Annotated in this window: 11 protein-coding genes; 1 reads left to right on the top strand and 10 read right to left on the bottom strand. The window is 69.2% G+C overall.

All coding sequences use genetic code 11. The features are described 5' to 3' along the window. Positions 1-38 precede the first annotated feature (38 nt). Positions 39-1,130, bottom strand: coding sequence for a PLL family lectin (locus tag G412_RS0120320; protein WP_028813685.1), 1,092 nt, complete (start codon positions 1,128-1,130; stop codon positions 39-41). A gap of 116 nt (positions 1,131-1,246) precedes the next feature. On the opposite strand from G412_RS0120320, the gene G412_RS0120315 reads away from it, so the two are divergent. After that, positions 1,247-1,669, top strand: a complete 423-nt coding sequence (locus tag G412_RS0120315) for an NYN domain-containing protein (protein ID WP_028813684.1) — start codon at positions 1,247-1,249, stop codon at positions 1,667-1,669. Here G412_RS0120315 and G412_RS0120310 read toward each other — a convergent pair. The 9 genes from G412_RS0120310 to G412_RS0120270 form a co-directional block, all read right to left on the bottom strand. Then, positions 1,627-3,138 carry an ArnT family glycosyltransferase gene (locus G412_RS0120310; RefSeq protein WP_028813683.1) on the bottom strand — a complete coding sequence of 504 codons (1,512 nt, stop codon included), beginning with the start codon at positions 3,136-3,138 and terminating at the stop codon, positions 1,627-1,629. The two genes, G412_RS0120315 and G412_RS0120310, sit on opposite strands and share 43 nt — an antisense overlap. Before the next feature lie 102 nt (positions 3,139-3,240). Then, on the bottom strand, positions 3,241-4,719 hold the full coding sequence (locus tag G412_RS0120305; RefSeq protein WP_208857915.1) for an amino acid permease: 1,479 nt from the start codon (positions 4,717-4,719) through the stop codon (positions 3,241-3,243). A gap of 274 nt (positions 4,720-4,993) precedes the next feature. Further along, positions 4,994-6,910 (bottom strand): 1-deoxy-D-xylulose-5-phosphate synthase, encoded by a 1,917-nt coding sequence (gene dxs / locus G412_RS0120300; protein WP_028813681.1) that lies wholly within the window; start codon positions 6,908-6,910, stop codon positions 4,994-4,996. A 173-nt stretch (positions 6,911-7,083) separates the two neighbouring features. Further along, positions 7,084-8,334: a sugar ABC transporter permease gene (locus G412_RS0120295; protein ID WP_037649357.1), complete on the bottom strand. Its 1,251-nt coding sequence runs from the start codon at positions 8,332-8,334 to the stop codon at positions 7,084-7,086. Positions 8,335-8,426: 92 nt separating this feature from the next. Next, positions 8,427-9,215: an ATP-binding cassette domain-containing protein gene (locus G412_RS0120290; protein WP_028813679.1), complete on the bottom strand. Its 789-nt coding sequence runs from the start codon at positions 9,213-9,215 to the stop codon at positions 8,427-8,429. Positions 9,216-9,406: 191 nt separating this feature from the next. Continuing rightward, a complete protein-coding gene (locus G412_RS0120285; RefSeq protein ID WP_208857914.1) occupies positions 9,407-10,507 on the bottom strand; it encodes a sugar ABC transporter substrate-binding protein in 1,101 nt (366 codons plus the stop codon). 133 nt (positions 10,508-10,640) lie between these two features. Further along, a complete protein-coding gene (locus G412_RS0120280; protein WP_028813677.1) occupies positions 10,641-11,840 on the bottom strand; it encodes an ROK family transcriptional regulator in 1,200 nt (399 codons plus the stop codon). 171 nt (positions 11,841-12,011) lie between these two features. After that, positions 12,012-12,935, bottom strand: coding sequence for a carbohydrate ABC transporter permease (locus G412_RS0120275; protein ID WP_028813676.1), 924 nt, complete (start codon positions 12,933-12,935; stop codon positions 12,012-12,014). Beyond that, positions 12,935-13,858 (bottom strand): carbohydrate ABC transporter permease, encoded by a 924-nt coding sequence (locus G412_RS0120270; protein WP_028813675.1) that lies wholly within the window; start codon positions 13,856-13,858, stop codon positions 12,935-12,937. Before G412_RS0120270 ends, G412_RS0120275 begins: the two co-directional genes overlap by 1 nt. Positions 13,859-13,934 lie beyond the last annotated feature (76 nt).

Below are 13,934 nucleotides of genomic sequence, written 5' to 3'. Positions count from 1 at the left end.
TCGGTGTGCCGGGCTCAGTCCGTCGGGGCGCGGGCGGGTCAGACACGGGTCCAGGCCGCCAGGGCGAGGCCCGTCTCCTCCGGCTTCTGCCGGGCCACGTGCAGCGCGCCGTCCCGGCCGATCACCGCGAGGACCACGCGGCCCGTCGCGTCGACCGCGAGCGCCGGTGCGCCCACGCATTCCTCGCCCGTGGCGGTCCACCACACGCCGTCGCCCTCGGCCTGCGTCACACAGGCCGCCAGCACGGGCCGGCCGTCGAGGCCGCGGTGGGCGAGGACCGTACAGTCGTGGCCGCCTATGCCGGCGCGCAGGGCGGCGACAGGGCTGTGTGCGGGCGTGCCGGAGAGGGCGACGGTTTCCCCGCCGGGGCGGTGGGCGGTGATGCCCTTGGAGTCGCTGTCGTTCCAGTAGTACGTGACGCGGTCGTCGGCGGTCTCCAGGCCGGTGACCGTGCGGACCGCCGGGGTGTACGGAATGTCCTCGGCCTGCGTCAGCTCGCCGCCGGGCTTCTCCTGCGTCCAGCGCAGGGTTTTGCCCTCCGCCGGGACCAGGAGCTCCACCGTGCCGCAGGACATGGCCACCGCCGCCGGACCGTCGTGGGCCTTGCTGCCCTTCAGGTCCTTCCAGCCCTCCCACTTGCCGTTCGCGGCCTGGCGGCGCATCTGGATGCCGCGCCCCGCGTTGCGCACGAAGACGTGCACCGCGCCCGCCGTGTTCACGGTGGCGGCCGGGATACCGACTCTGAGGCCGCGCTCGGCCTCCTTGTAGGGGTTGCCGAGGGAGTGCCAGGCGGTCAGCGGGCGGCCGGTCTGGTACTGGATGGCGTGCACGAGGTCCACGGCGTCGCCCTTGTGGCGCCGGCCGATGAAGTGCACGTAACCGTCGGGTCCCTGGGCGAGGGTGAGGTGTTCGATGCCGGGGGCCGGGAAGAACAGCGGGCCCGTCCAGTCCGGGCCGCCCGGAGTGGTCTCCGTCCAGCGCAGCAGTCCGCCCTCGGTGGGGGCGTAGGCGGTGAGCCGGTGGTCCTTGCCGCGCAGAAGCCAGTGGCTGGTCGCGGGGCCGGTCGCGGGCGGTGGGCCCGAGGGGGACGGGGAAATTCGCTCGGTCTTACGCGCGCTCCGCGGCCTCATGGCGTCAGGCCAACCTTCTGTACATCGGCTTTTCGGATCTCCGGAATATCGAACAAGCATAGCGTTTTGCCTGGTCGCGCCTGCTTCACGCGCCCCGCTCGTGCTATGAGGATGGTATGAGAACTCTGGTCGTTGTGGACGCTGCCAATGTCGTCGGATCCGTGCCCGACGGCTGGTGGCGCGACCGTCACGGAGCCGCCGAGCGCCTGCGCGACCGCCTCCAGGTCTACGCCGAGGAGGGCCTTCCCGGCCTCCCCGGCCACCCCGGTCCCCTCACGGTCGTCCTCGTCGTCGAGGGCGCCGCCCGTGGCGTCGTCTCCGTGCCCGGCGTACGGGTCGAGTCCGCGCCCGGCAGCGGCGACGACCGTATCGTCGAGGTGGTCGCGGAGGAAACCGGCAGGGGCGCGGCCGTGCTCGTCGTCACCGCCGACCGGGAGCTCAGGCGGCGCGTGGAGACGTACGGCGCCCAGTGCGCGGGGCCGCGTACCGTCCGGCCTCAGCGCGGTGACGCGGACGACGCCGGGGTGGAACGTACGTAGAGCACCGCCCCGTCGACCGTCGTCAGCTCCTCGTACCCGCCCGCCAGCAGTCTTCGCAGCGTCGGCACGCGCTGCGGCGCGAAGGGTTTCCCGCGTGAGTCGTCGACGATCAGGGCAGGGGGGCGCGCCGCCATTTCGGTGCGGAAGACGGGCCAGGCGCCCGCCATCGCGTACTTCTCACCGACCTGCGGGCCGTTGCGGCCGCCGCTGTAGTTGGTGAGCAGGCCCGCTGTGAGGTAGCGGCTGGCGGGGGCCCGGTCGGCGAGCCAGTACGCCTCGGGGTGTATCCCCCAGACGAGAACCCGGTCCCGGGGCTCCGTCCGTACCTTCACCGCCTTCGCGACCTTCTGTACGTGCGCGAGCTCGGGCCGGGGCGCCAGCAGGCCCCAGGCCAGGAACACCGCGCACGTGCACGCCGAGATGAGGATTGCCCTGGTCGCCCGCCGGGCCGGGAGGACCTGGAGCGCCGCCGTGGCCAGCAGGGCGATCGGCGGCATGAGCTGGAGGTAGTAGTGGCCGAAGAAGTGGAATCCGAGGATCACCGCGCCGGCCGCGGTGAGGAACCACAGCCACAGGTCGGCCGCTCCGGTTCTGGCGACCCGCAGGACGCGCAGGACGGGCGGGATGAGTCCGGCGCAGGCGAAGGCCAGGATCAGGGTGTTCGCCAGTCCCCGGAAGAGGACGTGGAGTTCGGAGCCGGTGAAGGTGGCGTACGCCCCCGAACCGGTGACCGTCCAGAACAGGAAGCGGTGGGGTCCGGTGAGCAGCGCGGCGTACAGCACCGGCAGGCAGAAGCCGAAGGCCGTACGGAAGAGCGCGCTTCGGGCCGGTGCGTTCTGCCACAGCAGCCACAGGACCGGGGCTAGGACCGCGCCGCCCGTCTGCTTCGTCAGGAACGCCGCCGCGACCGCCACGCCCGCGCCGCACCACCGGCCGCGGTCGGCGCACCAGACGGCCGCCACGGTGAACGGCAGTATGAAGACCTCGAACGTCGCCGCCTGCGCGTCCTCCGGGTTGAGTCCGATGGAGATGAGCAGGTAGAGGGCGCCCGCCGTGCGGCCGGCGGCGTCGCCCCAGCGGCGGCGGGCAACCGAGGCGAGCAGCGCGGCGGTGAGTAGCTGGGCGGCGACCGCGCAGAGCTGGAGGGGCAGCAGCGATTCGTCACCGAAGACGGCGAAGGCCGTCTCGTAGAGCCACGGCAGCAGGGGCGGTTTGCGGTCCACGACCGTGTCGTAGAGCACTCCCCCGTCGGCCAGCATCCTTGCCTGTACGGCGAGATAGCCCTCGTCCGGGTTCCACAGGGGGCGCCGGAGGGACGGGAGCCGGGTGAGGAGCGCCAGCAGCGCGAGGGCGGGCAGCAGGGTCCGCCAGTAGGGCGGCGCGGCAGTCCGGGCGCCGGCGGCCGGCCTCGGGCATGGCAGGACCGGCGGGGACGCGGAAGGTGACGGGATCGGCGGCCGCGTGAGCATGCGCGCCAAGCTATCCGGCTCCGCGGTCCGCGCCGAAACGGGACAAACGGAGCCGGGGCTGTGCCGGGGAAACCGTGCCGGCCGGAAGTGGCCGGATTTCACTCAGTACTTGGCGTCGTCGCCCACGCGGCCAAGGCGGCTGTGGCTTCGGCTGTACGCGAAGTACAGCACGTAGCCCATCGCCATCCAGATGCCGAACCGCAGCCAGGTCTCGGCGGGCAGATTGAGCATCAGCCAGAACGAGGCGGCCACCGAGAGGATCGGGACCAGCGGCACCAGCGGAGTGCGGAAGGCGCGGTGCAGGTCGGGCCGGGTCCGGCGCAGGACGATCACGCCGAGGGCGACGACGACGAACGCGAAGAGGGTGCCGATGTTCACCAGCGTCGCGAGCTCTTCGAGGCTGGTGAAACCGGCGATGACCGCGATGAGCACGCCGAGCAGGATGGTCGGGCGGTACGGCGTGCGGAACTTCGGGTGCGTGACGGAGAAGAACCGGGGGAGCAGCCCGTCGCGGCTCATCGCGAAGAACACGCGGGTCTGCCCGAGCAGCAGGATCATGCACACGGTGGTGAGACCGACCGCGGCACCGAAGCTGATGGTGCCGGCGTAGAAGGGATGCCCGGTGGCCTTGAAGGCGTCGGCGAGCGGGGCGCTGACCGAGAGCTGGCTGTAGTGCTGCATGCCGGTGACCACGAGCGACACGGCGACGTACAGCACGGTGCAGATGAGCAGCGAGCCGAGGATGCCGCGCGGCATGTCCCGCTGCGGGACCCTGGTCTCCTCGGCGGCGGTGGCCACGACGTCGAATCCGATGAAGGCGAAGAAGACGACGGAGGCGGCGGTGAAGATGCCCATGATGCCGAAGTTGGTGGGCTCGTAACCGAACAGCAGCTGGACCAGGGGCGCGTCCCAGCCCGATCCGGCGGGCTGCTTCACGGAGTCGGGGATGAAGGGCGAGTAGTTGTCGGCCTTGATGAAGAAGGAACCCGCGATGATCACGATGAGGACCACGGTCACCTTGATGGCGACCACGACGGCGGTGACGCGCGCGGACAGCTTCACGCCGACCACCAGGATGGCGGTGAGCAGCAGCACCAGGAGGAACGCCAGCAGGTCGAAGCCGAATCCTTCGGCCGCTTCGGGTCCGGAGAGCGCTTCGGGCATGTCCCAGCCGACGTTGCTCATCAGCGAGCGGACATAGCCGGACCAGCCGACCGCCACCACCGCCGTGCCCAGCGCGAATTCGAGGACCAGGTCCCAGCCGATGGTCCAGGCGACCAGCTCGCCGAGCGAGGCGTACGAGAAGGTGTACGCCGAACCGGCCACCGGGACGGTGGAGGCGAACTCGGCGTAACAGAGCGCGGCGAGGGCGCAGACCACACCGGCGGCGATGAAGGCGAAGGCCGTCGCGGGGCCCGCCGTCTCCTTGGCCACCTTGCCGGTGAGGACGAAGATGCCGGTACCGATGATGACACCGACTCCGAAGACCGTCAGGTCGAGCGCGGAGAGGGATTTCTTGAGCTCGTGCTCCGGTTCCTCCGTGTCGCGGATCGACTGTTCGACCGTCTTGGTCCGGAACATGCCCTCTTTGGCCGGTCCTGGATCGTGCTGCGTACTCACCGGCGTACCTCCGACTGTCGGCTGTCGCCCAACCTTGAAGTGAGCGAGTTTCAGTCATGATCGTGAGTGAACCGGTCAGTCCCCACGAGGACCGCCGCCCGGTTTCACCCGATGGGAGGCACGGACCGGTATGCGTACTGGCCCTGCGAGTTGACCCTTTTGGCGGATCGAAACGAAAAACGGCCCGCCGGGAGCGTGAGCTCCTGTTGGGCCGTTCCTCGTAGGTGGCGGGACGTCAGTCGCGCGCGGCCTCGGCCGGCTCGTCCTCCAGCCGCCCGTCCAGCTTGGCGACCAGACCCGTCACCTGGCGGGCGATGTCCGGCGCCGTAAGCCCGATCTCGGCCATGACCTCCTTGCGGGAGGCGTGGTCGAGGAAGCGCGGCGGGATGCCGAAGTCGCGCAGCGGTACGTCGACACCCGCGTCCCGCAGCGCCTGGGCGACGGCGGAGCCGACGCCGCCGGCGCGGCTGTTGTCCTCGACGGTGACGACGACGCGGTGCTGCTCGGCGAGCGGCGGGAGCGCCTCGTCGACCGGCTTGACCCAGCGCGGGTCGACGACGGTCGTGGTGATGCCCTGCTTGTCGAGGAGATCGGCGATCTCCAGGCACATCGGCGCGAGCGCGCCGACGGAGACGAGCAGGACATCGGCGGTGCCGTCGTCCGGCTTGCGCAGGACGTCCATGCCGCCGACCTTGCCCACGGCCTTGACCGCCGGGCCGACCGCGCCCTTGGAGAAGCGGACGACGGTGGGCGCGTCGTCGACCTGGACGGCCTCGCGAAGCTGGGCGCGGACCTGGTCGGCGTCGCGCGGGGCGGCGATGCGAAGGGTCGGGACGCACTGGAGGATCGACATGTCCCACATGCCGTTGTGCGAGGCGCCGTCGGTGCCGGTGACGCCCGCCCGGTCCAGGACGAAGGTGACGCCGCACTTGTGCAGGGCGACGTCCATCAGGACCTGGTCGAAGGCCCGGTTGAGGAAGGTGGCGTACACGGCGAACACGGGGTGCAGGCCGCCGGTGGCCAGGCCCGCCGCGGAGACCGCGCCGTGCTGCTCGGCGATCCCGACGTCGTACACGCGGTCGGGGAAGGCCTTCGCGAACCGGTCGAGGCCGACGGGCTGGAGCATCGCGGCGGTGATCGCGACGATGTCCTCGCGCTCCTTGCCGAGCTTGACCATCTCCTCACCGAACACCGAGGTCCAGTCGACGCCCGAGGAGGCGATCGGCAGGCCGGTGTCGGGGTGGATCTTGCCGACGGCGTGGAAGCGGTCCGCCTCGTCCGCGAGGGCCGGCTGGTAGCCGCGGCCCTTCTCGGTGAGGCAGTGGACGATGACGGGGCCGCCGAAGCGCTTGGCGCGCTGGAGCGCGGACTCCAGGGCCTCGATGTCGTGGCCGTCGATCGGGCCGACGTACTTCAGGCCGAGGTCCTCGAACATGCCCTGCGGGGCGATGAAGTCCTTGAGGCCCTTCTTCGCGCCGTGGAGCGTTCCGTAGAGCGGCTTGCCGACGACGGGGGTGCGCTCCAGGAGGTCCTTGCCGCGGGCGAGGAAACGCTCGTAACCGTCGGTGGTGCGCAGGGTGGCGAGGTGGTTCGCGAGGCCGCCGATGGTCGGGGCGTACGAACGCTCGTTGTCGTTGACGACGATGACGAGCGGGCGGTCCTTGGCGACGGCGATGTTGTTCAGCGCCTCCCAGGCCATGCCGCCGGTGAGGGCTCCGTCACCGATGACGGCGACGACGTGGTGGTCCTCCTTCTTGAGGACCTCGTTGGCCTTGGCGAGGCCGTCGGCCCAGCCGAGGACGGTCGAGGCGTGCGAGTTCTCGATGACGTCGTGCTCGGACTCGGCGCGCGACGGGTAGCCGGACAGGCCGCCCTTCATCTTCAGCTTCGTGAAGTCCTGGCGGCCGGTGAGCAGCTTGTGGACGTAACTCTGGTGCCCGGTGTCGAAGAGGATCTTGTCCTTCGGCGACTCGAAGACACGGTGCAGAGCGATCGTCAGTTCGACCACACCGAGGTTGGGGCCCAGGTGTCCGCCGGTCTTGGAGACCTCGTCCACGAGAAATGTCCGGATCTCGGCGGCCAGCCGGTCCAGCTGCTCCGGGGTGAGCCGGTCCAGATCGCGCGGTCCCGTAATGCGGGTCAGCAGCGCCACCCGTGCCTCCTTGCAGTTGAACTGTCTGCTTGCCGGTCTGTCGAGTCTAATGTTCCGCCACCGGCGTTGGTCATCGGGCGGTGCGTTCTGCGTCACGCGTCGGCTACGGCCGGGCGTACGCACGGCCGTGCCCGGCACCGGGATCCGGTGCCGGGCACGCCGGGGCCGCGCGGTCAGGCGCGGCCGGCGGTCTTCTGCGTCTTCCGGGTGACGGAGTCGATCACGACGGTCGCCAGGAGGACACCACCGGTGATCATGTACTGGATCGGGGTGGCGATGCCTTCGAGTGCCAGGCCGTACTGGATCGAGGTGATGACCATCACGCCGAGCAGCGCGTTCCAGGTGCGGCCCCGGCCGCCGAAGAGGCTGGTGCCGCCGATGACGGCCGCTGCGATGACGTTCATCAGCAGGTCACCGGCGCCGGCGCTCTGGTTGGCGGCGGCGATCTTGGAGGCCCAGAACAGGCCGCCGACGGCCGCGAACGTACCGGCGATGGCGAAGACCGAGATCCGCACCGCCGTGACGTTGATACCGGCACGACGGGACGCCTCGACGCTGCCGCCGAGCGCGAAGATCTTGCGGCCGTACGCGGTCCGGCGCAGGACGAAGTCGGACGCGACCAGGACCACCAGGAAGAGCAGCACCGCGAGCGGCAGGCCCTTGTACTGGTTGAACGTGGCGGCGGCGGCGAACGCGATCACGGCGAGCAGCCCCGTACGCAGGGCGATCTCGCTGAGCGGCCGGGACGGGACGCCCGCTGCCTCGCGGCGGCGGCTGTCGGTGAAGGAGGAGAGGAAGAAGGCGACGACGGCGACGAGGGCGAGGCCGTAGGCGGCGGCGACGTCCGAGAAGTAGTACGTCGTGAGCTGGCCGACCAGGCCGTCGGAGTCCAGGTTGATCGTGCCGTTGCTGCCGAGGAGCTGGAGCATGAAGCCCTGCCAGAACAGCAGGCCGGACAGGGTGACGGCGAAGGCGGGGGCGCCGATCCGGGCGAAGAAGAAGCCGTGGATGGCGCCGATGAGGGCGCCGCCGGTGATCGCGGCGACGATCGCGAGCCATTCGTTGATGCCGTTGGTGACGCTGAGTACGGCGACGATGGCGCCCGAGACGCCGCTGACCGAGCCGACGGAGAGGTCGATCTCGCCGAGCAGCAGCACGAAGATGATGCCGACGGCCATCATGCCGGTGGCGACCATGGAGACGGCGATGTTGCTGAGGTTGCCGGCCGACAGGAAGTTCTCGTTCAGGCCCTGGAAGATCACGCAGATGACGAGCAGGCCGATAACGACCGGGATGGAGCCGAGGTCACCGGCGCGCATCTTGCGCTTGAACTCGCCGAGGTAGCCGGCGAAGCCCTGCTCGCGGACGAGCAGGCGCGGGTCGACGGCGGTGACGGCGGCGGGGGCGGGAGCCGGCGCGTCCACGGGTGCCGTGTCGGCGGGGGCCGTGTCCGAAGGGGCCGTGTCGGCGGGTGCGGCGGGCGTCTTGCCGACGGCCGGGGAGGTCTTGTCGGTACTCACTTCTGGGCCTCCACGTTGCGCGCCGCACGGCGGGTCACGGCGTTGTCCGTGGCACCGGTGATGGCGGAAATGATTTCTTCCTGCGAGGTGGACTTGACGTCGAAGACGCCGTTGTTACGGCCCAGCCTGAGGACCGCCACCTTGTCCGCGACAGCCTTGACGTCCGCCATGTTGTGGCTGATGAGGATGACCGCGTGGCCGCGGTCACGCAGCCGCTCGACGAGGTCGAGCACCTGTGCGGTCTGCTCGACACCGAGGGCCGCGGTCGGCTCGTCGAGGATCACGAGCTTGGGCTCGCCGAGCATCGACCGGGCGATGGCCACGGTCTGGCGCTGACCGCCGGAGAGCGAGGCGATCGGGATGCGCACGCTCGGGATGCGGATGGACAGCGTGGTGAGGAGCTCGCGGGCGCGGCGCTCCATCTCGACCTCGTCGAGGATGCCGCGCTTGCGGATCTCCCGGCCGAGGTAGAGGTTGCCGACGACGTCGATGTTGTCGCACAGCGCGAGGTCCTGGTAGACGGTCGCGATGCCGAGGTTTTGGGCGTCGTGGGGCTTGTTGATCTGTACGGCGCTGCCTTCCCACTCGATGACACCGTCATCGATGGGGTGCACGCCGGCGATCGTCTTGACCAGCGTGGACTTTCCGGCGCCGTTGTCGCCCACCAGGGCGACCACTTCACCGGCGTGGACCTCAAGCTCTACGTCGGTGAGCGCCTGGACGGCACCGAACCGCTTTGAGACCCCTCGCAACGCCAGCACGGGCGTAGCGGACACGTGAACCATCTCCTTCGCCGCCTGACCGGCGGGGATGCCGCGCCGGGGGAAGGCGGCGCGGAGGTCGAGCAAGAAAGTGGGGGGTGCGGGGGTGTTCTGTCCGGTGCCCGGCCCGAGTAGCTGCGGGGCTGTGGAGGGCGGGGCACCGGACAGGCTTCTGCCGCGGGCAAGTCCCTTGCGGAGCAGGGGACTTCGGGGACCTACTTCAGCCCGAGCTTGTCGCAGGCGGCCTTGTACTTGGGGGTGCAGATCTCGGCGACCGTGTAGACGCCGTCCTTGAGGACGGTGTCCTTGATGTTGTCCTTGGTCAGCGAGACGACCGGCACCAGCACGGTCGGGATGCCCTTCGTGGTGGGGCTGTCCACGGTGTCCTTGGCGATGGAGTCGAGCTTCTCGCCCTTGGCGAGCGCGACGGCCATCTCGGCGGCGGCAGCGGCCTCGGGGGCGTACGGCTTGTAGACGCTCATGAACTGCTCACCGGCGACGATGCGCTGCACACCGGCGAGTTCGGCGTCCTGGCCGGTGACCGGCGGGAGCTTGGAGAGGCCGGCGCCCTTGAGGGCGGTGATGATGCCGCCCGCCATGCCGTCGTTGGCGGAGTAGACGCCGTCGATCTTGTCCTTGCCGAGTGCGGAGAGCGCGCCTTCCATGTTCTGGTTGGCGTTCTCCGGCTTCCACTCCTTGGTGTCGTACGACTTGCCGATCTTGACCTTGCCCTTGAGCTCGGCCAGCGCGCCCTTCTTGAAGAGCGCGGCGTTCGGGTCGGTGATGGCGCCGTTCATCATGACGATCTGGCCGCCGTCGGCCTTGTCGCCCAGCGCCTCAAGCAGGGCCTTGCCCTGGACGTGGCCGACCTCTTCGTTGTCGAAGGAGGTGTACGCGTCGATCGGGCCCTCGGCGAGGCGGTCGAAGGCGACGACCGGGATGCCCTGGTCCTTGGCCTTCTTCACGCCGCCCGCGATCGCCTTGGAGTCCACCGCGTCCACGATGAGCGCGTCGACCTTGTTGGTGATCATCGTGTCGATCTGCTGCGTCTGGACGGTGGCGTCCTGCTTGGCGTTGGCGTAGACGACCTCGCCCTTGCCGCCGGTCAGCTCGCTGATCTTCTTCTCGATCAGCGGCTTGTCGAACTTCTCGTAACGAGCGGTCTGATTCTCCGGAAGCAGCAGGCCTATCTTGAGGGCGTCGGTCTTCTTGCCCTCCGACTCCTTCGCCTTGTCTCCGGACTCCTTGGCGCTGCCACAGGCGGCGAGGGATACGGCCATTGCGGTGGCGGCCACGGCCACGGCGGCACGACGCATACGCGTGTTCACTTCAGAAACCTCCCTGACGAGGCCGCGTCGTTGCGGCCGAGGTGGCTGGAAGTCAACTCCGCCCCGATGGCAGCGTCAAGGAGTAAATCCTTAACGAGATGACAACGGTGCCATTCGTTATCTAAGTGAAGGCAGGCGTGTTCGCGGGCAGGGCACTGTCGAGAAGGGTCGAATCGCCCATTTCGTTGAGTACGAGGGCCAGCGCGCCCAGGACTTCGGACCGCCCGCCGAGCGCGCCGGGCAGTACCGAGAGCTGCCTGGCCGCACTCGGGATCGCGTACCGCGAGACGGAGTCCCGGATGGGCCCCAGGACCAGTTCACCGGCCTCCGCCAGATCGCCGCCCAGCACCACCCGGCTGGGGTTGAGGAGGTTGCAGAGGTTGGCCACGCCGCTGCCGATGTGACGGCCCACGTCGGCGATCACCCGGCGGCAGCCCGGATCGCCCTCGCGGGCCAGCTGCACCACGCGCTCCATGGTCAGATCGGCGCCGTGGCTGGACTGGAGCAGCGGCAGGACGTACCGGGCGGCCGTGAAGGTCTCCAGGCAGCCGCGGTTGCCGCAGCGGCACACCGGGCCCGACTCGTCGAGCGTGATGTGCCCGATCTCGCCGGCCGTGCCGCCCGGTCCCCGGTAGATCTGGCCGCTGATCACCAGACCGGCGCCGACACCGCTCGCGACCTTGATGTACGCCAGGTCCTTGACCCCGCGCCCGCTGCCCCACACCAGCTCGCCGAGCGCGCCCAGGTTGGCGTCGTTGTCGACGTACACGGGCACGCCGAGGCGCCCGGCCAGTTCCTCGCTGGGATTGATGCCCTTCCACCCCGGCAGGATCGAGGTCGAGCCGAGCGTTCCGGACTCGACATCGATCGGTCCGGGTACGCCCAGGCCGACGCCGATCACCTTGTCCTGGCCGATGCCGCTCGCCGCGATCAGCCGCTTGACCAGCTGTTCCGCCCGGTCGAAGCCCTCGGCGGCGGAGCCGTCGACGTCCAGCGGCTCGGACTCTTCGGCGAGCACCTGGTGGGCGAGGTTGCCGACGGCGACGCGCAGGTGCGTATGGCCGAAGTCGACGCCGATGACGATGCCGGCGTCGCCGCTGAGCGCGACGCTGCGCGCCCGGCGGCCGCCCGCGGAGGTCGGGGTGACCTCGACGGTCCCGCCGTCCTTCAGCTCGCGCACGATATTGGAGACCGTGGCTGCCGAGAGCCCTGTGGCCCTGGCGATCTCTGCCTGGGTGAGCGAGCCCGCCATGCGTACGGCCCGTACGACCCGCTCAAGATTGGCCCGGTGCAGGGATGTCTGCGACCCCGGAGTCTCCATTGACTCTCCTCTTTCTCCAACATGTGAACTCTAAGATGAGCCTTTCGGGTTGCCCCCCGTCAAGACCTTGAGCCTGGCGGTGGAACGTCACAGCACGCCGAACCGCCCGCCGGCATGGACGCCGGCGGGCGGTTCGTACGGTCGCGGGGCGGGGCCCGCGGCGCTGCTTCGCTACTTCACGGCCCCCGCGGTCAGGCCCTGGACGACCTGGCGCTGGAAGATGATGTACGCCGCGAGAACGGGCAGCATCGCCATCACCAGGCCGGCGAAGAGTCCCGACCAGTCGCCCTTGTAGCCCTGGCTGGTCGCGAGCTCGACCAGGCCCTGCGAGAGCACCCGGTTGTCCGGGTTGTTGTTGAGCACCGTCGGCAGCATGTACTGGTTCCACTGCCCGAGGAAGTTGAAGATGCCCACGCTGATGAGGCCGGGCTTCGCCATCGGCAGCATCACCTGGAAGAAGGTCCTGGTGTGCGAGGCGCCGTCGATCATCGCCGCTTCCGCCACCGAGCTCGGCAGCGTACGGAAGAAGGAGGTGAGGAAGAAGACGGTGAACGGCAGCGAGTAGGCGATGTACGTCAGGATCAGGCCGGGGAGCGTCTCCAGCATGCCGATGTTCTTCAGTACGTAGAACAGCGGGACCAGCGCCAGCATGATCGGGAAGCTCATTCCTCCGACGAAGAGGAAGTAGATGAAGCGGTTGCCGGGGAAGTCGAAGCGCGCGAGGACGTACGCCGCCATGGAGCCCAGCAGGAGTGTGCCGATGAGCGAGCCGCCCACCACGATGATGGTGTTGAAGAAGTAGTCGCTCATGTGGGCTTCGGACCAGGCCCGCGACCAGTTCTCGAAATGCAGCCGGTCCGGCAGCGAGAACGGCGACTCGAAGATCGACGCGTCGTCCTTGAACGACGTCATGACCGCCCACAGCAGCGGCATGACGACCATGAAGGCCCAGAGGATCAGGATGCCGTGCGAGAAGACGTTGAGCGTGCTGCCGCTCACGTCCCTCTTCGGCTTCGCCGGAGCCGGGCCGGAGACCTTCGGGGCGGGCGGGCGGTCTTCGGTGATGCCTGCGGGCGGGGTGTCAGTGGTCTTCATCAGAACTCCAGCCGCTCACGCCGGCCCACCCGCATCACGAGGGCCGCGAGGGCCAGGGTGATGACGAGCAGGGCCACGCCGATCGTTGTCGCATAGCCTGCCTGGCCGTCCCGGAACGCCGTCTGGTAGACGTACAGCACCAGGACGGTCGTCGAGTAGTCGGGGCCGCCGGGGCCCACGGTCATGATCTGGACGACCGCGAAGGACTCCGCGCCCAGCGCGAGGATTCCCATGTAGACCCACCCCGACTGCACGGTGTCCCAGAGCAGCGGGATGGTGATCCTGAAGAACGTGGTGAACCGGCTCGCGCCGTCAAGCAGGGCGGCTTCGTAGAAGTCCCTGGGGATGGACGCCATGCCCGCCGAGAAGAGCACCACGAAGAAGCCGACGGTGCTCCAGACCAGCACCGCCATGACCGCCCACAGGGCGACATCCGGGTCGCCCAGCCACTGCGGCTGGACGCTGCCGAGGCCGACGGCCCTCAGCAGTCCGTTGATCGCGCCCTCGTTCGGGTTGTACGCGAAGGTGAAGAGCACCGCGACGATGGCGATCGAAAGCACCTGCGGGAAGAAGTACGCGATCTTGTAGAAGCCCGAGCCCCGCACTCCCGCGATCGCCGCGCCCTTCCGGCGCCGTCCGCCGACGTTGAGCATGAAGGCGAAGAAGAGCGCGAGGCCGAGCGTCACCAGCGGCAGCAACAGCGCGAACAACAGGCTGTGCCACAGCGAATCCCAGAAGATCTGGTCTTCCAGCATCCGGCTGTAGTTGGCGAAGCCGACCATCTTGAAGTCCGGGCTCAGGCCGGTCCAGTCCGTGAACGAGTAGTAGATGGACTGGATGAACGGCCAGATGACGAAGATTGCGTACAACGCCAACGGGGCCGCCAAAAACCCCACGATGAACCGGTACTTGCCGTGTTGCATGGTTACCGACCCCGATCTTCCGGCGTGTGCCGCCGCTGGTTCCGTGATCTCCCGGAGGTCCGCTCCCGGACCTCCG

It is taken from the genome of Streptomyces flavidovirens DSM 40150 (assembly GCF_000429085.1).
Classification (GTDB): Bacteria; Actinomycetota; Actinomycetes; order Streptomycetales; family Streptomycetaceae; genus Streptomyces; species Streptomyces flavidovirens.
The sequence above is the reverse complement of the archived record's forward strand: the minus strand, read 5'-3'. Positions and strand labels throughout refer to the sequence as shown.

Coding starts and splice junctions, on each gene's coding strand:
- G412_RS0120270 (WP_028813675.1), bottom strand. CDS start 13,858: ATGCAACACGGCAAGTACCGGTTCATCGTGGGGTTTTTGGCGGCCCCG.
- G412_RS0120285 (WP_208857914.1), bottom strand. CDS start 10,507: ATGCGTCGTGCCGCCGTGGCCGTGGCCGCCACCGCAATGGCCGTATCC.
- G412_RS0120310 (WP_028813683.1), bottom strand. CDS start 3,138: ATGCTCACGCGGCCGCCGATCCCGTCACCTTCCGCGTCCCCGCCGGTC.
- G412_RS0120305 (WP_208857915.1), bottom strand. CDS start 4,719: ATGTTCCGGACCAAGACGGTCGAACAGTCGATCCGCGACACGGAGGAA.
- G412_RS0120275 (WP_028813676.1), bottom strand. CDS start 12,935: ATGAAGACCACTGACACCCCGCCCGCAGGCATCACCGAAGACCGCCCG.
- G412_RS0120280 (WP_028813677.1), bottom strand. CDS start 11,840: ATGGAGACTCCGGGGTCGCAGACATCCCTGCACCGGGCCAATCTTGAG.
- G412_RS0120290 (WP_028813679.1), bottom strand. CDS start 9,215: ATGGTTCACGTGTCCGCTACGCCCGTGCTGGCGTTGCGAGGGGTCTCA.
- G412_RS0120315 (WP_028813684.1), top strand. CDS start 1,247: ATGAGAACTCTGGTCGTTGTGGACGCTGCCAATGTCGTCGGATCCGTG.
- G412_RS0120320 (WP_028813685.1), bottom strand. CDS start 1,130: ATGAGGCCGCGGAGCGCGCGTAAGACCGAGCGAATTTCCCCGTCCCCC.